This is a genomic window from Brevundimonas aurantiaca (assembly GCF_904830995.1).
Lineage (GTDB): Bacteria > Pseudomonadota > Alphaproteobacteria > Caulobacterales > Caulobacteraceae > Brevundimonas > Brevundimonas aurantiaca.
Genome location: NZ_CAJGVD010000001.1, coordinates 2,301,020 through 2,318,807, shown reverse-complemented (window position 1 = coordinate 2,318,807; position 17,788 = coordinate 2,301,020). Strand labels below are relative to the sequence as shown.

General features: G+C 69.6%; 16 protein-coding genes. 8 read left to right on the top strand and 8 right to left on the bottom strand.

The window, feature by feature from the left end:
• Window positions 1-25: 25 nt before the first annotated feature.
• The 6 genes from JMT67_RS11360 to pnp all read left to right on the top strand — a co-directional run bounded on the left by JMT67_RS11360 (window position 26) and on the right by pnp (window position 5,585).
• Entirely contained in the window at window positions 26-538 is a 513-nt protein-coding gene (locus tag JMT67_RS11360) for a hypothetical protein (protein WP_201463520.1), read from the top strand.
• A gap of 77 nt (window positions 539-615) precedes the next feature.
• A complete protein-coding gene (locus tag JMT67_RS11355) occupies window positions 616-1,293 on the top strand; it encodes a DUF2459 domain-containing protein (protein ID WP_201463519.1) in 678 nt (225 codons plus the stop codon).
• 65 nt (window positions 1,294-1,358) lie between these two features.
• Window positions 1,359-1,808: a 30S ribosome-binding factor RbfA gene (gene rbfA, locus JMT67_RS11350; RefSeq protein WP_201463518.1), complete on the top strand. Its 450-nt coding sequence runs from the start codon at window positions 1,359-1,361 to the stop codon at window positions 1,806-1,808.
• A 35-nt stretch (window positions 1,809-1,843) separates the two neighbouring features.
• Complete coding sequence (gene truB / locus JMT67_RS11345) at window positions 1,844-2,782, top strand: tRNA pseudouridine(55) synthase TruB (RefSeq protein WP_201463517.1); 939 nt, start codon at window positions 1,844-1,846, stop codon at window positions 2,780-2,782.
• A gap of 65 nt (window positions 2,783-2,847) precedes the next feature.
• Window positions 2,848-3,117, top strand: coding sequence for a 30S ribosomal protein S15 (gene rpsO / locus JMT67_RS11340; protein ID WP_152949300.1), 270 nt, complete (start codon window positions 2,848-2,850; stop codon window positions 3,115-3,117).
• Window positions 3,118-3,362: 245 nt separating this feature from the next.
• Window positions 3,363-5,585 (top strand): polyribonucleotide nucleotidyltransferase, encoded by a 2,223-nt coding sequence (pnp, locus tag JMT67_RS11335; protein WP_201463516.1) that lies wholly within the window; start codon window positions 3,363-3,365, stop codon window positions 5,583-5,585.
• 130 nt (window positions 5,586-5,715) lie between these two features.
• Here pnp and JMT67_RS11330 read toward each other — a convergent pair whose 3' ends face one another.
• Both JMT67_RS11330 and rph read right to left on the bottom strand, forming a co-directional pair.
• Complete coding sequence (locus tag JMT67_RS11330; RefSeq protein WP_201463515.1) at window positions 5,716-6,090, bottom strand: hypothetical protein; 375 nt, start codon at window positions 6,088-6,090, stop codon at window positions 5,716-5,718.
• A 61-nt stretch (window positions 6,091-6,151) separates the two neighbouring features.
• The gene (rph, locus tag JMT67_RS11325; RefSeq protein WP_201463514.1) at window positions 6,152-6,877 is read right to left on the bottom strand and encodes a ribonuclease PH; all 726 of its coding nucleotides are present in this window, start codon (window positions 6,875-6,877) and stop codon (window positions 6,152-6,154) included.
• Window positions 6,878-6,983: 106 nt separating this feature from the next.
• Between rph and hrcA the strand changes: the two genes are divergently transcribed.
• Both hrcA and grpE read left to right on the top strand, forming a co-directional pair.
• Window positions 6,984-8,036: a heat-inducible transcriptional repressor HrcA gene (gene hrcA / locus JMT67_RS11320; RefSeq protein ID WP_182714648.1), complete on the top strand. Its 1,053-nt coding sequence runs from the start codon at window positions 6,984-6,986 to the stop codon at window positions 8,034-8,036.
• On the top strand, window positions 8,033-8,665 hold the full coding sequence (grpE, locus tag JMT67_RS11315) for a nucleotide exchange factor GrpE (RefSeq protein ID WP_201463513.1): 633 nt from the start codon (window positions 8,033-8,035) through the stop codon (window positions 8,663-8,665). Before hrcA ends, grpE begins: the two co-directional genes overlap by 4 nt.
• 129 nt (window positions 8,666-8,794) lie before the next feature.
• On the opposite strand, the gene JMT67_RS11310 is transcribed toward grpE, so the two are convergent.
• The 6 genes from JMT67_RS11310 to JMT67_RS11285 all read right to left on the bottom strand — a co-directional run bounded on the left by JMT67_RS11310 (window position 8,795) and on the right by JMT67_RS11285 (window position 17,762).
• On the bottom strand, window positions 8,795-10,837 hold the full coding sequence (locus tag JMT67_RS11310) for a S8 family peptidase (protein ID WP_201463512.1): 2,043 nt from the start codon (window positions 10,835-10,837) through the stop codon (window positions 8,795-8,797).
• Window positions 10,838-11,115: 278 nt separating this feature from the next.
• Entirely contained in the window at window positions 11,116-12,015 is a 900-nt protein-coding gene (locus JMT67_RS11305) for a dienelactone hydrolase family protein (protein WP_201463511.1), read from the bottom strand.
• 139 nt (window positions 12,016-12,154) lie between these two features.
• Window positions 12,155-13,759, bottom strand: a complete 1,605-nt coding sequence (gene purH, locus JMT67_RS11300) for a bifunctional phosphoribosylaminoimidazolecarboxamide formyltransferase/IMP cyclohydrolase (protein WP_201463510.1) — start codon at window positions 13,757-13,759, stop codon at window positions 12,155-12,157.
• A gap of 90 nt (window positions 13,760-13,849) precedes the next feature.
• Window positions 13,850-15,703: a heparinase II/III family protein gene (locus tag JMT67_RS11295; protein WP_201463509.1), complete on the bottom strand. Its 1,854-nt coding sequence runs from the start codon at window positions 15,701-15,703 to the stop codon at window positions 13,850-13,852.
• Entirely contained in the window at window positions 15,700-16,371 is a 672-nt protein-coding gene (gene rpe / locus JMT67_RS11290) for a ribulose-phosphate 3-epimerase (RefSeq protein ID WP_152949292.1), read from the bottom strand. The genes JMT67_RS11295 and rpe overlap by 4 nt, the downstream gene beginning before the upstream one ends.
• A gap of 47 nt (window positions 16,372-16,418) precedes the next feature.
• Window positions 16,419-17,762 carry an RsmB/NOP family class I SAM-dependent RNA methyltransferase gene (locus JMT67_RS11285; protein WP_201463508.1) on the bottom strand — a complete coding sequence of 448 codons (1,344 nt, stop codon included), beginning with the start codon at window positions 17,760-17,762 and terminating at the stop codon, window positions 16,419-16,421.
• Window positions 17,763-17,788 lie beyond the last annotated feature (26 nt).

The window sequence follows — 17,788 nt, the reverse complement described above, 5'->3', positions numbered from 1 at the left end:
CGCAATGGAGAGGAAGGAAAGAGGCATGCGCACGCCCCTCGCCGCCCTGTCCGTCGCCCTGTTGACCGTGTCGGCCGCCGCCCCGGCCCAGGCCGACACCCGCTACTTCTCCTACAACGCCTCGGATCGGATCACCCAGGCCCTGACCAAGGGGATCACCCTTCAGGTGAGGCGCGGCCTGTTCGGCGCCGTCGCCATAGAGCGGCTGTTCTCGACCACCGCCCGTGGATCGGCCGACCTGTCGCGCGGCGGCCCTGATGCGGCCCGCCGGCTTCTGCCGGAGGGGGCCAAAGGCGCGGACCTCTATGAAGTCCAGCAGGTCGGCGACGGGCGCGGTCTGGCCCGCGCCCTGTGTCCGGGGGCCGACCAGGTCTGGCTGGCGGCAAGCCGCATTCGCGCGCCGCGCCCCCTGACCCTGAATGCGGTCGGTCGCTGGGCCGACGGAACCCACCGCCATTGCGTGACCCTGACCTATGAATGGCGCGGAGAATGGCAGACGGCGCCGACCTCGCCGTTCGCCGACGCCCCCGGCGCCTGATCCGGCGAACCCGCCTTCCAACCGCACCGCTTGATCGCCTAGTCTGGCGATCGACCGAACCTTCGGAGATGACGGCGATGCGATGGGCCCTGCCCCTGGTTGTTTTAGTCGGCCTTGTCGCCGCCCTTCTGACCTGGACCCGGCCCGGTTCGGCCGCGCCGCCGGCGACCGACGCCCCGATCGTGGTCTATTTGCTGGACAACGGCTTTCATTCCGATCTGGCCCTGCCCCGCGCCGCGCTTGAACGACGAGGCGGCGCCCTGGGACGGGCGGTGGCCACCCTGGCGCCCGGCGACTGGATTCTGGTCGGCTGGGGCGACGCCCGATTCTATGTCGATCAGAGCCCGATTTCGGATCGCCTGCCCGACGGCGCGCGCGCCTTCTTCCGGCCCGGCAATCCGTCCGTCGTCATGCTGGATCCCGAAGCGGGCGACCCGCGCGCGCGACACGCCCCCGATCGGCGGGCCGCCCTTCATCTGACGCCCGCCGCCTTGGACCGGCTGGCGGATCGGATCGAGGCGTCGCTGGACCTGTCGAGCGGCGCGCCCCGCGTCGCCGCCGCCCGCCCCGGCGACGACGCCCGCTTCTTCGCCAGCCGTGAAACCTTTTCCATCCTGCATCTTTGCAACCACTGGACGGCCGGCGTCCTGAACGCCGGCGGCGTGACGATCCGCCCCGCGCGGTCGATCTTTTCCGGCGAGGTGATACGGGCCGTCCGGGCGGCGGAACTGGACACGGCGGCTCCACGCGCCTAGACCGCCCGCCTTTCGCTTATCCGGCCGGGTCCGAGCCCCGGCGGGCGATCAAGAAGGAGCGGCCGATGGCCCGTAAACAACACACACGCAACGCATCCGGCCCCGCCGGCCCCAGCCAGCGCCAGCTGCGCGCCGGCGAACTGATCCGCCACGCCCTGGTCGACATCCTGCGCGAGGAGGACATCCACGACGAGGCCCTGGCCGGGGTCTCGGTCACCGTGACCGAGGTCCGCCTGTCGCCGGACCTGAAACACGCCACCTGTTTCGTCGAGCCCCTGGGCGCGGGCGTGGAGACCGCCCCGGTCGCCGGCCACGAGAGCGAGATCATCAAGGCGCTGAACGTCCACGCCAAGTTCCTGCGCGGCCAGCTGGGCCGCCGGCTGGACATGAAGTTTACTCCCGACCTGAAGTTCCGCCACGACGAGAGCTTCGACGCCGCCAGCCACATTGACCGTCTGTTCGACGACCCCCGCGTCCGCGCCGACCTGGAGCGCCGCGACGAGGTTGAAGACTGATGCCGGCGATCCTCCCCCGACGGGGGAGGATTTAGATGGCCCGCAAGAAGAAGGGCGACTTCGTCGACGGCTGGGTCTGCCTGGACAAGCCGTTCGAAATGGGATCGACCGAGGCGGTCAGTCGCATCCGCCGCCTGTTCAACGCCCAGAAGGCCGGTCACGCCGGGACGCTGGATCCCCTGGCCAGCGGAATCTTGCCGATCGCCCTGGGCGAGGCGACCAAGACCGTGCCGATGATGATGGAGGCGAAGAAGGTCTATCGCTTCACGATCAACTGGGGCGTCTCGACCGACAGCGTGGACCGCGAGGGCGAGATCATCGGCCGCTCCGACGTGCGCCCGACCCTGGACCAGGTGAAGGCCGCCCTGCCCGCCTTCGTCGGCGAGATCGACCAGACCCCGCCGCGCTTTTCCGCCATCAAGGTGGACGGCGCCCGCGCCTATGATCTGGCCCGCGACGGGGTGGATTTCGAACTGCCGTCCCGGCGGGTGGTCATCCATTCGGCCGAGGCGACGGCCGCGCCGGACGCCGATCATGTCGAGATCCGCATCCTTACGGGCAAGGGCGTCTATGTCCGTTCGCTGGCGCGCGACCTGGCCCTGGCCCTGGGCGCGGAGGGTCATGTGTCAGCCCTGCGGCGCGAGCGCGTGGGGCCGTTCAGCACGGAAAACGCCGTCACTCTGGATTCTCTGGAGGAAATGGTGCATAGGGGCGCCGCCTCGGAAGGCTTGCTTCCCGTCGCGACCGCTCTGGACGACATCCCGGATCTGGCCGTGACGGAACAGGACGCCTTCTCGCTTCGGCAGGGACGACCGATCGTTCTGCTCCCCCGTCAGGTGGAAACCCTCAAGACCCGTCTGTCGGACGGCTCGCGAACGGTTTCAGCCTTCCAGGGCCAGACCCTCATCGCACTCTGTCAGTTGCGGGCCGGCCGGTTAGAACCCGACCGCGTTTTCAATCTCCAAGGTTCGTAAGAACCAGGGACCCAGCGGCCCTCAAGCAGCGCGAAGCGCGGTAGGGCCACGAAAGGACTCCTTCGATGTCGATCACTGCTGAACGCAAGAACGAAATCATCGCCGACAACGCCCGCACCGCCGGCGACACCGGCTCGGCCGAGGTTCAGGTCGCGATCCTGTCGGAGCGCATCGCCAACCTCACCGAACACTTCAAGACGCACAAGAAGGACAACCACTCTCGCCGTGGCCTTCTGAAGATGGTGTCGCAACGCCGCCGTCTGCTCGACCACCTGAACAAGGTCGACGCCGACCGTTATCAGGCGCTCATCGCCAAGCTGGGCCTGCGTCGCTAAGGGCGCGGCTCCGTGTAAGACTGTATGACGAGGCGCGGGCGGTCACGTCCGCGCCTCGTTGTGCGATTAGAACCGACCTGCGCGCCGCAGGACTTTAACGGCGCAGACGCGAGGGCCGAGCCGGTCCTCACCCGGGTCTCCGCGATGGCGCGGCGACCTTTGGATCGAAGGACTGAACGCCGACGCATCCGCCCAATGATGGGACCCCGCACGGAATACGCCGTCCGGGATACGAAAGACGAAATATGTTCGATATCAAACGCAAGACGATCGAGTGGGCCGGACGCCCCCTGACTCTGGAGACGGGCCGCATCGCCCGCCAGGCCGACGGCGCCGTGCTGGCGACCTACGGCGAGACCGTGGTTCTGGCCACCGTCGTCTACGGCCGTTCGCCCAAGCCGGGCCTGGATTTCTTCCCCCTGACGGTCAACTATCAGGAAAAGACCTTCGCCGCCGGCAAGATCCCGGGCGGCTACTTCAAGCGTGAAGGCCGTCCGACCGAGAAGGAAACCCTGGTTTCCCGCCTGATCGACCGCCCGATCCGCCCCCTGTTCGTCAAGGGCTTCAAGAACGAGACCCAGGTCGTCGTCACCGTGCTGCAGCACGACCTGGAGAATGATCCGGACGTCCTGGGCATGGTCGCCGCCTCCGCCGCCCTGACCATTTCGGGCGTGCCCTTCATGGGTCCGATCGGCGCCGCCCGCGTGGGCTTCATCGACGGCGAGCTCGTGCTGAACCCGACCGTGGACCAGATGGAAGGCTCCGACCTGGATCTGGTGGTCGCCGGCACCCAGGACGCCCTGATGATGGTGGAATCCGAGGCCAAGGAGCTGTCGGAAGAGACCATGCTGAAGGCCCTGATGTTCGCCCACGCCGGCATGCAGCCGGTGATCGACGCCATCATCGACCTGGCCGAACACGCCGCCAAGGAGCCGTTCGACTTCCAGGCCGAAGACCATTCCGACGTCGTCGCCGCGATCAAGAAGTTGGTCGGCGAGGAGATCAAGGCCGCCTACGCCCATCCGGGCAAGTACGAGCGCCGCTCGGGCGTCGACGCCGCCAAGAAGAAGGCCGCCGAGGCCCTGGTGAAGACCGACGAGAACCCCGAGGGCGTCGACAGCTCCAAATTCTCGGCCGCCTTCAAGGAATGCGAAGCCGACGTCCTGCGTCGCGACATCATCGAGAACGCTCACCGCGTCGACGGCCGCGCCCTGGACAAGGTCCGCGCCATCGTCTCGGAAGTCGGCGTCCTGCCGCGCACCCACGGTTCGGCCCTGTTCACCCGCGGCGAAACCCAGGCCCTGGTCGTCGCCACCCTGGGCACCGGCGAGGACGAGCAGTACATCGACAGCCTGCAGGGCACCTATAAGGAAAGCTTCCTGCTGCACTACAACTTCCCCCCCTATTCGGTGGGTGAAGCCGGCCGCATGGGTTCGCCCGGTCGTCGCGAAATCGGTCACGGCAAGCTGGCCTGGCGCGCCATCCGTCCGATGCTGCCCAAGAAGGAAGACTTCCCCTACACCATCCGCCTGGTCTCCGAGATCACCGAGTCGAACGGCTCGTCCTCGATGGCCACGGTCTGCGGTTCGTCCCTGGCCCTGATGGACGCCGGCGTTCCGCTGGTCCGTCCGGTCTCGGGCATCGCCATGGGTCTAATCCTGGAGCCGTCGGGCGAGTTCGCAATCCTGTCGGACATCCTGGGCGACGAAGACCACCTGGGCGACATGGACTTCAAGGTCGCCGGCACCTCGGAAGGCATCACCTCGCTGCAGATGGACATCAAGGTCCCCGGCATCACCGAGGAGATCATGAAACAGGCCCTGACCCAGGCCTCGGCCGGCCGTCTGCACATCCTCGACGAGATGTCCAAGGCCATGGACGCCCCGCGCGCCTCGCTGGGCGAGCACGCCCCCAAGATCGAAACCATCAAGATCGCGGTCGACAAGATCCGTGAAGTGATCGGTTCGGGCGGCAAGGTGATCCGCGAGATCGTCGAGAAGACCGGCGCCAAGGTCGACATCGCCGACGACGGCACGATCAAGATCGCCGCCAACGACCAGGAGAAGATCGACGCCGCCAAGGCCTGGATCCAGTCCATCGCCTCGGAACCGGAAGTGGGCGCCATCTACTCCGGCAAGGTGGTCAAGGTCGTCGACTTCGGCGCCTTCGTGAACTTCTTCGGCGCCAAGGACGGCCTGGTCCACGTGTCCCAGATCGCTCTGGAACGCGTCGCCAACCCGGCCGACGTCCTGTCCGAAGGCCAGGAGGTCAAGGTCAAGTTCCTGGGCTTCGACGACCGCGGCAAGACCAAGCTGTCGATGAAGGTCGTGGATCAGACCACCGGCGAAGACATCACCGACAAGATCAACGCCGAACGCGCCGAACGCGGCGAAGAGCCCCTGTCGGAAGACACCGGCGGCCGTCCCAAGCGCGAAGGCGGCGATCGCGGCCGTCGCCGTCGCGACTGAGCCTCGCTTGAGGTTTGAATGACGAAGGCCCCGCCGGCGACGGCGGGGCCTTTTTCATAGGGCCTGATTCACGGCTTTGGCGGCGTCGCGCAGCGGTTCCGTCCAGAACGATCAGGCTCTGGCGGCTGTCTCAAGAGCGGCATTCGGGGGGCGGGTCCTTGTCCCAAAGCTTGCAGGACCGGTCGATCTCGCCCTGGATCAGGGCGCAGGGATTGTCGGCGTTACAGGGCGGATGGGTGGCCGGACTCACCTGGATGCAGCGCTCGACCAGACGCGCCGCCGCCGCCTCGCCGATATCCGCTCGGCATGCGGTCTGGGCTGCGAGGCCTTGTTCAGCGCCCGTATCGGGCTGATCCGAAGACGCCGGACCCGGAACCGCCTCTGCTGCGGTCTGCGCCCCCGAACCGGGGTCCGCAGCGGGCGCGGTCCTGTCCTCCCCGGACTGGCAGGCGGCGACCGCGAGGACGGCCGACAGGGCGAAACAGGCGGACAGGAAAGGGCGCATCGACATCTCCGGGCTGAGGGTCATAGCCACGATGACCCGCCTGTTGAACGCGCGAAACCCCTTAAGAGCGCACCGCCTCCAGCGCCGCCTTCTGCAGGGCGAACAGCTCAGTGCAGCCGGTCTCGGCCAGGGCGAACAGGCGGTCGAATTCGGCGCGGGTGAATCCGCGCTTTTCGCCCGTGGCCTGGATCTCGACGATCTGGCCCGCGCCGGTCAGGACGAAGTTGGAATCGGCCTCGGCCTCGGAATCCTCTTCATAGTCGAGGTCCAGCACCGGAACCCCGTCGCAGACGCCGCAGGAGACGGCGGCCACCTGGTCCAGGATCGGGTCGGACTTCAGCACGCCTTCGTCGCGCAGATAGTTGAGGGCCGAGGCCATGGCGACCCAGGCGCCGGTGATGGCGGCGGTGCGGGTGCCGCCGTCGGCCTGGATCACGTCGCAGTCCAGCACCACCTGACGCTCGCCCAACGCCTTCAGATCGACGACGGCGCGCAAGCTGCGACCGATCAGGCGCTGGATTTCCTGGGTGCGGCCCGTCTGTTTGCCGGCGGCGGCCTCGCGGCGGCCGCGGGTGTGGGTGGCGCGGGGCAGCATGCCGTATTCGGCCGTGACCCAGCCCTGGCCCTTGCCGCGCATCCAGCCGGGGATGGTCTCCTCGACCGAGGCCGTCACCAGAACCTTGGTGTGGCCGAAGCTGATCAGGCACGAGCCTTCGGCGTAGCGATTGACGCCGGTCTCGATGGTCACGGGACGCAGCTGGGCGTCGGTGCGTTGCGAATGGCGCATGAGATGAGTCCTTGGAAGCTGGGGCGGCGGTGATTATCCTGAAAACGTGAGCCTGTATGCCCCCAAAACCCCGCCGTTCGACGGCGGTCCGGCGACGGGCCAGTCTCTGGCGGGGCTGGCCGGGCTGGACGCGCGCGCGCGCGACATCTTCCGGCGCATCGTCGAGAGCTATCTCGAGACGGGCGAACCGGTCGGGTCGCGGACCCTGTCGCTGGGCGGGATCGCCCTGTCGCCGGCCTCGATCCGCAATACGATGCAGGACCTGACCCTGGCGGGCCTTCTGGCCTCGCCCCACGCCTCGGCGGGGCGGATTCCCACCCATGCGGGTCTGCGCCTGTTCGTCGACGGCCTCTTGGAGATCGGCGACCTCACCAAGGAGGAGCGGCGCGAGATCGACGCCCGCCTGGCCGGCCGGGGCCGCAATTTCGAGGCCGCCCTGGACGAGGCGTCCAATCTGTTGTCGGGCCTGGCGGGGGGCGCAGGCGTGGTCTCCAGCCCGGTGCGCGACGCCGGGGTCAAGCATGTGGAGTTCGTCGCCCTGGGCGGGGATCAGGCCCTGGCGGTCATCGTCGCCGACGACGGCACGGTGGAGAATCGGATCATGAGCCTGGCGGCGGGGGTCACCCCCTCGACCCTGACGGAGGCCTCCAACTTCCTGAACGCCCGGCTGCGCGGCCGGCCCTTCGCCGAGGCCAAGCGGGAAATGACCCAGGAGCTGGAGATCGCCCGGCGCGAGCTGGACCAGGCCGCCGCCCGGCTGGTCGAGGACGGCCTGGCCGCCTGGTCCGGCGGGCCGGACCGCGAGCGGGCCCTGATCGTGCGGGGTCGGGCCAATCTGCTGCAGGACGGCGAAGGCCTGGCCGATCTGGAGCGGGTGCGGGTCCTGTTCGACGACCTGGAGCAGAAGGAACAGCTGATCGGCCTGCTGGACGGTGTGGATGCGGCGCAGGGGGTGCGGATTTTCATCGGCGCCGAAACCCGTCTGTTTTCACTTTCGGGTTCCGCCGTGATCGCGGCGCCCTATATGAGCGGCCGACAGCGGGTTCTGGGCGCCATAGGCGTCATAGGACCGGCGCGACTGAACTACGCCCGTGTCATTCCGTTGGTGGACTATACCGCCCGGGTGCTGGGCCGGATGCTGGACGGGAAAGAAACGTGAGCGACAAACCCCAGAACGATGAGCTGAACGGAATGGAAGAGGCGGAACTGAACGCCGAACACGGACTGGACGCCGAGCCGTCGGACAATCTGGCGCCGCTGGACGCCGTGATCGCCGAGCGGGACGAGTGGAAGGACCGCGCCCTGCGCGTCGCCGCCGAGATGGAGAATCTGAAGCGCCGTTCAGAGGCCCAGCAGAACGACGCCCGCGCCTACGCCATCCAGCGCTTCGCCAAGGATCTGCTGGGCGTGGCCGACAATCTTGAGCGCGCCCTGATGGCCGCGCCCAAGGACGCCGAAGGCGCCACGGCCGGTCTGGTGACGGGTCTGGAAATGACGCAGAAGGCCCTGCTGCAGGCGTTCGAGACCAACGGTCTGAAGCGGGTCGCGCCCGAGGCCGGCGAGGCCTTCAATCCCCATCTGCACCAGGCCATGATTGAACAGCCGTCGGACACGGTGCCGGGCGGAGCCGTGGTCCAGACCATGCAGTCCGGTTTCGAACTGTTCGGTCGCACCATCCGCCCGGCCATGGTGGTGGTGGCCGCCAAGGGCTCGGGCGCCCAGCCGTCGAACCCCTATGGCGGCGGCGGCGGCGAACCCCAGACTCACGCCTTCGACGGCAAGGCTTGATCACCGCCCTCCTCTGAGGAGGGTTGGTGCTAGTGAATAGTGCTGGTGGGCGGCAGGTGAGCGAGGCGTTCGGCACGACGTTCAAGGCCGCTCAATTCTCGCTCACTGGCACTAGTCACCAGCACGCCCTCAGAACCGGCGCCGCCAGGCCCCGATCAGGGCGAACTCCGGATCCGCGTCGGCCGTATGGCGCGGTTCGCGGCTGGCCACGGCTTGCAGCGACAGGCTGGAGCCGTCCCGCAGACTGCGTTCGCCGCCCAGGATGAAGTCGATCTGACGCCCGCTGGGCGCGGCCGAGAAGCGGCGACGCGAATAGGTCAGGGGGTCGAAATAGTCGACCGGCACATCCGCCAGCCAGGCCGAAAAGGTTCCGCGCTCGATCCGCAGCGGCTGTGAGACGGTGAAGCTGATCCGGTCGCACAGGGCGGTGCAGCCCGTCAGCAGGGCCAGCCACCAGTTGGAGCTGATCGCCGCCTGGTCCGTCGATAGGAAGCGGCCTTGCGTCTCGGTCGCGCCCAGGCCCGCTTCGCCGAGCAGGGCCAGACCCGGCCGCAGGGTCCAGTCCCCGCCCACGGCATAGAAGCGGGTCCGCGACGGCAGGGCGAAGTCCGAACCGCCCGGGATGAAGGCCCCCAGCGGTCCCAGACGCTCGTCAAGGGCGCCCAGGCTCAGCGACAGGCCGCCGTCGGCGCCGCGCCAGGCCAGGGTGGCGCGGCTGTAGGTGGAGGCGTCTTCTTCGACCCGACGCAGCGGCATGCGGCGGTCGGCCCCGCCGCTCTCGGCCGCCAGGGTGAAGGCCCCCAGGCGGACCTGACCGCGCGCCGCATGATCGGCCTGGGCCAGGGCGGCGAAACCGTCGCCCGCCGCGCCCTTGAACGGAGAGACGGCGCCGCCGCGGCCCTGCCAGGTCGCAAAGTTCAGGCGGCCGATCTCCAGATCCAGCAGGGCCTCCTGGCGGGGTTCCTCGCCCAGCCAGGGAGCGTCGGTCAGGTCGCGGCGTGCGATTCCCGCCTCGAAAGGCTGGTCCGACTGGGCGGCGGTCAGGCTCAGCCGCCCGCCGCGGGGCAGGCTGAGGCTGGTGGTGGCGGTGCGGCTGGGTTCGAACGGCGCGGCCTGGTACGAACGGCTGGGCGCCGTCGGATAGGCGCCGCCCAGCTGGACCGCGAACATTCGGTCGTAACTGTCAAACAGCACCGTTTCGAGCGCCGTCTGGCGCGCAAAGGCGTCGCCGAAGGCCGAGCCGACGAAACTGCCGGGCTCCGTCGCGGCGACCAGGGTCGCGCCGTCCGCCAGGGGCACAGAGGTGGCCCCCGCCGGCTGGAAGGCGCGCGCCAGGTCCAGAAGGCCGCGGCCATAGACGACGTCGGTCCCGGCGTCCCCGGCGTCCCGCGCGGTCTCGGTCAGCAGGGACAGGGCTTGGCGCCCCGTCAGATTGGGAAAGGCGTCCATCAACAGGGCCAGGGCGCCGGCGACGTGCGGCGCCGAGAAGGAGGTGCCGCGCACCTGTCGGCAGAACGACTCGTCACAGCCGGTGACGATGAGTTCACCCGGCGCCGAGATATAGCCCGCCGCGGCCACCCCGGCCCTGTTCGAAAAGCTGGACATGGCGTTGGCGGCGTTGTGCGATCCGACCGCGATCACGGCCCCGGCGAAGCGGGGATCGACGGCGTAACGCGCCGGCCAGCCGGGATTGGCCTCGCCGTCGTTTCCGGACGAGGCCACGATCACCGCCCCCGCATTGACCGCCCGCAGAAGCGCCGCCTCGAAGGCCGAGCCCAGACGGCCGTCGCCGCCCAGGGACATGTTGATGATCTTGACCCCATTGGCCACGGCGTAGTCCAGGGCCCGGACCAGGTCCGAACTGCTGAAACAGACGTCGGTGTTCTTCTCCTCGCAGTCGGAGATGTCAGTGCGGATCGACAAGATCGTCGATTCATAGGCGACGCCGATCGTGCCTTGGCCGTTGAAGTTGGAGGCGATCACGCCGGAGACCCGCGTCCCGTGGCTGCTTTCGGCGACATAGGGCGCATTACGGCCGGGAACCACGTCGGTCGAGGCGGCGGAGATCCGTCCGATGAGGTCCGCCTGGTCTCGACTGACGCCGGAATCGACCACGGCGACGGTGACCCCGCTTCCGGTGGCGCCGGCCCGCCAGGCGGCCTCGGCCTTCACATTGGCCAGACCATAGTTGCGCTCATACTCTCGTGACGTGGTGGACGGCGGCGCTGGGGGAGGCGGCGGGGGTGGTGGAAGGAGGAGGCGGTGGAGGCGGGGGAGGAATCACCGGCGTCACCGAACCGGAACCGCCTCCTCCGCCGCCCCCTCCGCAGGCCGCCAGCGGCAGGCCAGAAGACCGGCGCTCAGCAGAATCGCCCGCTTCAACTGTTTTCCGACCACGTCGTTCCTCCCCAGCCGCGCGGTCGGTCGCCGCGCCTTCACCCAGTAACCGCCTAATTCTTTAACGCTTTATCGAAAACCGCCAGCAGTTTGGCCCAACCGTCCTTGGCGTCCGCCTCGGCGTAGCTGGCGCGGTAGTCGGCGTGGAAGCCGTGCGGGGCGTCGGGATAGACGTCGATCCGGCTCTGGGTCTGACCGGCGCGGGCCAGGGCCTGGCGCATCCGTTCGACGCTGGCCAGGGGAATGCCCTGGTCCTGACCGCCGTACAGACCCAGGACCGGCGCCTTCAGATCGTCGGCCAGATCCACCGGCCAGGGCTGGCCGGACGAGACCTGAACCGGCGTCGCGTCGGGGGCGGGGGCCAGACGCCCGTACCAGGCCACGCCCGCGCCGATGGCGGCGAAGCGCGCCGCCGCCTGCCACACCACCTTGCCGCCCCAGCAGAAGCCGGTGATCCCGACCTTGCCGTCGCGCGCCCACAGCTGCTGGCTGGCCCATTCCAGGGTGGCCGACAGGTCGCCCATCACCTGTTCATAGTTCGCCGCGCCCACGATCTGCATGATCCGGCCCATGTCGGACAGGGGCGCCGGATCTTCGACCCGGACGAAGAAGGCCGGGGCGATGGCGGCGTAGCCCTGTTTGGCCAGGCGGCGGCAGACGTCCTTGATATAGTCGTGAACCCCGAAGATCTCGGACACCACGATCACGACGGGGAAGGGGCCGTCTCCGGCCGGACGCGCCACATAGGCCGGCAGTTGAAACCCGTCCGGCGCCGGATAGGCGACCTCCGCCCTCTCCAATCCGGCGGCGTCGGTGGTGATCGGCTTGGCCTCCCTGGCCAGGGCGGCGACCGCATAGCCGGAAAAGAACAGCCCCCCAAGCGCCCCCACCGCCCTGCGGCTGAGCTTCAGATCATCGGCGGTCTGGCCTTCGGGACGGATCAGGGTGGTCATGGGACGGCTCCAGAAACGGGGGAACCGCCAGACCATCACGGCGCGCGGGGGGCGTCCAGTCACGAACGCGAGGACGTCAACGATGGAAAGAAGGCCGCTCACCGCGTCGCGAGCGATAGCGCCCTTCTTCCCCAAGAGGTCAGTGCCGGAAGACCCGCACGCCCGTGAAGGCCATGGCGATCCCCTTCTCGTCGGCGGCGGCGATGACTTCGGCGTCGCGCATCGAGCCGCCGGGCTGGATCACCGCCGTGGCCCCGGCCGCGACGGCTTCCAAGAGGCCGTCGGCGAAGGGGAAGAAGGCTTCCGAGGCGCAGGCCGACCCCTCGGCCAGCGAAGTGGTCAGACCCTTGGCCTCGCCGGCCTCCTTGGCGCGGATGGCGGCGATGCGGGCGCTGTCGCGGCGGTTCATCTGGCCCGCGCCGATGCCGGCGGTCTGGCCGTCCTTGGCGTAGACGATGGCGTTGGACTTGACGTGTTTGGTCACGGTGAAGGCGAACAGCATGTCCTGGATCTCGGTCGGGGTCGGCTGGCGCTTCGTCACGATCTTCAGATCCGAAGGCTTGATCAGCGACCGGTCGCGGCTCTGGACCAGGAAGCCGCCGGCGACCGAACGGAACACCTCGCCCGGCCCGTGCGGATCGGGCAGGCCGTCGGTGATCAGCAGGCGCAGGTTCTTCTTGGCGGCGAAGACGGCCTTGGCCTCGTCGTCGGCGCCGGGGGCTATGACCACCTCGGTGAAGATTCCGGTGATGGCGCGGGCGTCGTCGCCGTTCAGCGGCCGGTTGACGGCGATCACGCCGCCGAATGCCGAGACGGCGTCGCATTCCAGGGCGCGGGCATAGGCTTCGGACAGATCCTTGCCCACAGCCACGCCGCAGGGGTTGGCGTGTTTGACGATGACGCAGGCCGGGGCCTCGAACTCGGCGACCAGCTCATAGGCGGCGTCGGCGTCGGCGATATTGTTGTAACCCAGCTCCTTGCCCTGGACCTGGGTCGCATAGGCCACGCCCGGACGGCGCTCGCCGGTGCGGTAGAAGGCGCCGGTCTGGTGCGGGTTTTCGCCATAGCGCAGGGTCTGGGCCAGCGATCCGGCGACGGACTTGCGGGCCGGAGGGGCGTCCTCGATCTGGCTTGCGAACCAGGCGGAGACGGCGGCGTCATAGGCGGCGGTGCGGGCGAAGGCGCGGGCGGCCAGGTGCTTCCTCAGGGCCAGATCGGTCGAACCCTCGGCCTTCAGCGCCTCCAGAATCAGGCCGATGCTCTCGCCGTCGACGGCGACGGCGACATAGCCGTGGTTCTTGGAGCCCGAACGGATCATGGCCGGGCCGCCGATGTCGATATTCTCGACCGCCGCCTCGAACGAGCCGCCCGCCGCAACGGTTGATTCAAACGGGTACAGGTTGATCCAGACGATATCGATGGCGCCGATGCCGTGGTCGATCATGGACTGGGCATGGTCGGCGGCGTCGCGCACGCCCAGGAGGCCGCCGTGGACCACGGGGTGCAGGGTCTTGACCCGGCCGTCCATCATCTCGGGGAAGCCGGTCAGATCGGCCACATCCTTGACCGGCAGGCCCAGTTTGGCGATCGCCGCCTTGGTGCCCCCGGTCGAGACCAGTTCGACGCCCAGGTCGTTCAAGGTGCGGGCGACGTCCTCCAGCCCGGCCTTGTCGGACAGGGAGATCAGGGCGCGTTGCGGCTTGACCCGGTCAGGGGCGGGGGGGAAGTCGGGAGCGGCGGGCATGGCGGCGTCCGTGAAGGCTTGGGGGAGGATGGGGCGCCCTCTAGCGCCAAACGGCCGCCTCGTCACCCCACGGACGGTTTCTGACGAGGATCAGCTCGGATCGCCGCTCGCGCCCGCCGGGCTCAGCTTCCAGCGGATCCGGCTCTCGCTGTCGGTCCGGGCCGAGCCGCGCACGACGATCTGCAAGCTGCGGCGGGTCAGGCCGGCGTCGATATGGACGCTGGGTTCGATGGCCACGTCGGGCCCGTCGGTCCGGAACCACCAGCCCCGGCCCGAGGCGCCGCGCAGCAGGATCGAGCGCCGGTCGCGCGCCAGCGAGGCCTGAACCCCCGGCTCCAGATGGAAGCGGATGGCGTAGGGGGCCGCGATCTGGCGGATCACCTCCTTGCGGCCGGGCGTCGGGAACAGCTTCTCCTCCGCTCGCAACTCGTCCAGCCTCTGGTCCAGATACAGGCGCCGCTGGTGGTTCAGGCCGAAGGCTTCGTTCCAGCCGTCATGCTCCATCTCCAGCCAGACCGCCCCCTCGGCTTCCCTCTGGTCGGTGGTCACATGGATCGGCGGCCCGACCAGGCGCGGTCCCAGAAGCTCTCCCTTCCAGCCGCCCAAGGGTTCGTTCAGCGACCGCTCGCCCAGGGTCAGGGTCGAATGGCCGGGGGTCAGGCGCAGGGCCTGACGATCGGTGGCTGCGGGGGTCCAGCCGGAGCCGGTGACCAGACGGTCCTTGCCGCAGGCGATCTCCAGCGCCAGCGGCTGGGCGCAGGCCGTGGCGCCCCAGGCGCCGCGCGCGGGCGAGGCGGCGTCGGCGACGATGGACAACAGGGGGCTGGCGATCCGCACCAGTCCGCCGATCCGGCCGACCGGCGGATGGGTGGGATCGGCCGCACGGCTCGCCGTCGCGGCCTCGTCATGGGCGCGGGCGGCGGCCACACGGGCGGCCGATGAGGGACCACCGCCTTGAAAACCGGCCAGCCGCCCGTCGGGGAGGGTCAGAAGGCGCAAGCCCTGGGTCAGGCGGTCGATCGCCTCCGACACCGGCTGCGGCGTCGGTTCGGACAGCTGGGCCAGGGCGTCGTCGAGGGTCAGGAGGTCCAAGAGCAGCTCCAGCCCCGCCTCGGGACTGCGTGACGCATGCGAACCGTCGTCGTGAACCGTGACGCGCAGCGCCCCCGCCAGACCGCCCAGGGCGCGGCGACGCAGGCCCTGCCCCGGCGCGCCGGCCAGGACGCAGCCCCCGATGGCGGCGGCGGTCAGACGCTCCGCCCGCGTGGCCAGGCCGCCCGGCGGACGCAACAGCTGGCGCGTCTGGCGCGCCAGACTGTCGGCCAGCCTCAACCGTTCCGCCTCGGTCGCCACCGCCCCCATGCGGCGGGCGGCGCAGGCCAGGTTGATCACCCGGCGCGGCAGAATCTCCGGCCCCCAGGCGAAGGGCGACCAGCGGGCGAAGGCGTCAGCCCAGGCCAGGGCCAGGCGCAGGGCCTCGCGCGCGCCGCGCTCGCCCTGGGCCATCAGGGCCGGCAGCCAGTTGAAGGCGTGCAATTCGACGGCGAAGGGCCGCGACGGACTGGGTCGGTTCCATGGATCGGACGGGGGCTCCACCTCCATGGAGGCGCCGGCCAGGATAAAGCGCCCGACCAGCAGGTTCTTGCCCGGGGCGGGATCGTGCGGCCGGAAATCCCGCGGCGTCGCGGCGAAGGCCGTGACCTTGCCCCCGCTCAGCACGGGGCTCAGGGTCAGACCATAGCCGGGAAGGCCGTAAAGCTCGATCCACAGTTGACGGGTGATCAGACGCCCGGCGATGGCGGGCCAAAGACCGGCGCTGGTCGCCGCCTGCCCCGCCCGGACGGGCGTGCGGACCGGCGCGCCCGGAAGGCCCGGGATCTGGCCCGAGGCGACGTCCGGCGTCTCGGCCTCGCGCCGCGGAGCGAAGGGACCCAAGGGGCTCACCCGGCGGTCGAAGCGTTCGGGGCGGACTTCAGGGCGGCGATATTGGCCGCATAATCGCCCTTGAAGACGAAGGAGCCCGCGACCAGGGCGTCGGCCCCTGCGCCGACGCAGGCGCCCGCATTGGCCGAGGTCACGCCGCCGTCCACCTGTAGATGGGCCGGCGATCCGGCGCGATCCAGAATGGCGCGCGCCCTTTCGATCTTACGCAGCGAACCGTCGATGAACTTCTGCCCGCCGAAGCCGGGATTGACCGACATGATCAGCACCAGGTCCACCAGATCGACCACCTCCTCCAGGATCGACAGGGGCGTGCCCGGATTGAAGACCAGGCCCGCCTTGGCGCCCAGCTGGCGGATCCGGCCCAGGGTGCGGTGGACGTGCGGCCCGCTTTCGGGATGGACCGTCAGCAGATCGGCCCCGGCCTCGCGATAGGCCTCCAGCCACGGATCGACCGGCGCGACCATCAGATGGACGTCGAACGGCAGACGGGTGTGCGGTCGGAGCGCCTTCACGATGTCGGGACCCAGGGTGATGTTGGGCACGAAATGGCCGTCCATCACATCGATGTGGATCCAGTCGGCGCCGGCGGCTTCCAGAGCGCGGACTTCTTCACCCAGGCGCGCGAAATCGCTGGCGAGGATGGATGGGCAGATCAGGGGTGCGGCCATGGCCCCTCGGATAGGACGGCTTGCCCACGGGGGCAAGCCGCCGACCGTCAGGAAATCCGCTCCAGCCGTGCGGCGAAGAAGCCGTCCAGGCCGCCGCGTTCGGCCCATTGGGAAGGCAGAATGCGCAGCCAGCCTTCCGGCGTCAGGGCCTCGGCCGGGGCGCCGACGGCGGCGGGGTCGGCCGGAACCGTGCGGAAACCGGGGTTGCGGCGCAGGAAGGCGATCACCTGGGTCTCGCCCTCCTCGCGCTCCAGCGAACAGGTGCAATAGACCAGACGGCCGCCCGCCTTGACCCGTTCGGCGGCGGCGTCGAGCAGCCGGTGCTGGACGTCGGCCAGTTTGGCGACCTCGGCCGGCTTGGTGGCGCGCAGGACTTCCGGATTGCGGCGGAAGGTGCCGGTGGCCGTGCAGGGGGCGTCCAGCAGCACGGCGTCGAATGTGCGGTCGTCCTCCCAGTCCTCGGCCGGGACGGCGACCACCTCGGCGGCGAGGCCGGTGCGCTCCAGGTTCTGGGTCAGACGTTTCAGGCGCGGGGCCGACCGGTCCAGGGCGACCACCGAAGCGCCGGCGGCGGCCAGTTGCAGGGTCTTGCCGCCGGGGGCGGCGCACATATCCAGGGCGGTCTCGCCGGGCTTGACGTCCAGCAGGCGGCCGGGGACGGCGGCGGCGGCGTCCTGAACCCACCAATCGCCGGTCTCGAAGCCGGGCCAGGCGGCGACATCGCCGCGACGGCCGGTGCGGACCGTACCCCCGTCCAGAACCTCGCCCTCCACCGCCTCGGCGACGGCGGCGGGATCGACGCCGGGCTTTAGGCTGAGATCGGTCGGCGGCTCCTCGCGCGCGGCCAGGGCCAGGCCGGTCAGGGCCGCCTCGCCATAGGTCGCCCGCCAGCGGGCGGCGATCCAGTCGGGCAGATTGCTCTCGGCCGTGGTCAGGCCGGGGCCGTCGCGGCCCACGCCGCGCAGCACGGCGTTGACCAGGTTCTTGTACGGCCGGGTCTTGGGATCGCGCTCGGCCAGTTTCACGGCCGTGGAGACGGCGGCGAAGGCCGGGGTCTCCAGCACCAGGGTCTGGGCCAGGGCGATGCGCATCAAGGTGCGCACGGCCTCGGGCGGCGACTTCTGCAGGCGGCGATCCAGGATCTGGTCGATCTCGCCCAGACGCCGTAGGGCCGCCATGGCCACCGCCCGGGCGAAGGCGCGATCGACCGGCGCCAGGGCGCGGGCGGCCGGCTGGGACAGGGCTTCGTCCAGTCCGTTGCGTCGCTCCAGCGCCGCGTTCAGCAACAGGCCGGCGACGAGGCGGGCCTCCACCCCGATATCGTCATGGTGCGGGGTTTCAGACAAGGCTTCCGAGGCAGAAGCGGGACGCGGCCTGCCCTTGGTCGCCATCCGGCGGCCCCGCGCCTCGGAGTTTT

What these genes read in the sequence shown, in the direction of transcription:
- rpe (WP_152949292.1), bottom strand. Translation starts at nt 16,371, where the DNA reads ATGGCCGCACCCCTGATCTGCCCATCCATCCTCGCCAGCGATTTCGCG.
- truB (WP_201463517.1), top strand. Translation starts at nt 1,844, where the DNA reads ATGGCCCGCAAGAAGAAGGGCGACTTCGTCGACGGCTGGGTCTGCCTG.
- rbfA (WP_201463518.1), top strand. Translation starts at nt 1,359, where the DNA reads ATGGCCCGTAAACAACACACACGCAACGCATCCGGCCCCGCCGGCCCC.
- JMT67_RS11355 (WP_201463519.1), top strand. Translation starts at nt 616, where the DNA reads ATGCGATGGGCCCTGCCCCTGGTTGTTTTAGTCGGCCTTGTCGCCGCC.
- purH (WP_201463510.1), bottom strand. Translation starts at nt 13,759, where the DNA reads ATGCCCGCCGCTCCCGACTTCCCCCCCGCCCCTGACCGGGTCAAGCCG.
- rph (WP_201463514.1), bottom strand. Translation starts at nt 6,877, where the DNA reads ATGCGCCATTCGCAACGCACCGACGCCCAGCTGCGTCCCGTGACCATC.
- JMT67_RS11305 (WP_201463511.1), bottom strand. Translation starts at nt 12,015, where the DNA reads ATGACCACCCTGATCCGTCCCGAAGGCCAGACCGCCGATGATCTGAAG.
- pnp (WP_201463516.1), top strand. Translation starts at nt 3,363, where the DNA reads ATGTTCGATATCAAACGCAAGACGATCGAGTGGGCCGGACGCCCCCTG.
- JMT67_RS11285 (WP_201463508.1), bottom strand. Translation starts at nt 17,762, where the DNA reads ATGGCGACCAAGGGCAGGCCGCGTCCCGCTTCTGCCTCGGAAGCCTTG.
- rpsO (WP_152949300.1), top strand. Translation starts at nt 2,848, where the DNA reads ATGTCGATCACTGCTGAACGCAAGAACGAAATCATCGCCGACAACGCC.
- JMT67_RS11360 (WP_201463520.1), top strand. Translation starts at nt 26, where the DNA reads ATGCGCACGCCCCTCGCCGCCCTGTCCGTCGCCCTGTTGACCGTGTCG.
- JMT67_RS11330 (WP_201463515.1), bottom strand. Translation starts at nt 6,090, where the DNA reads ATGCGCCCTTTCCTGTCCGCCTGTTTCGCCCTGTCGGCCGTCCTCGCG.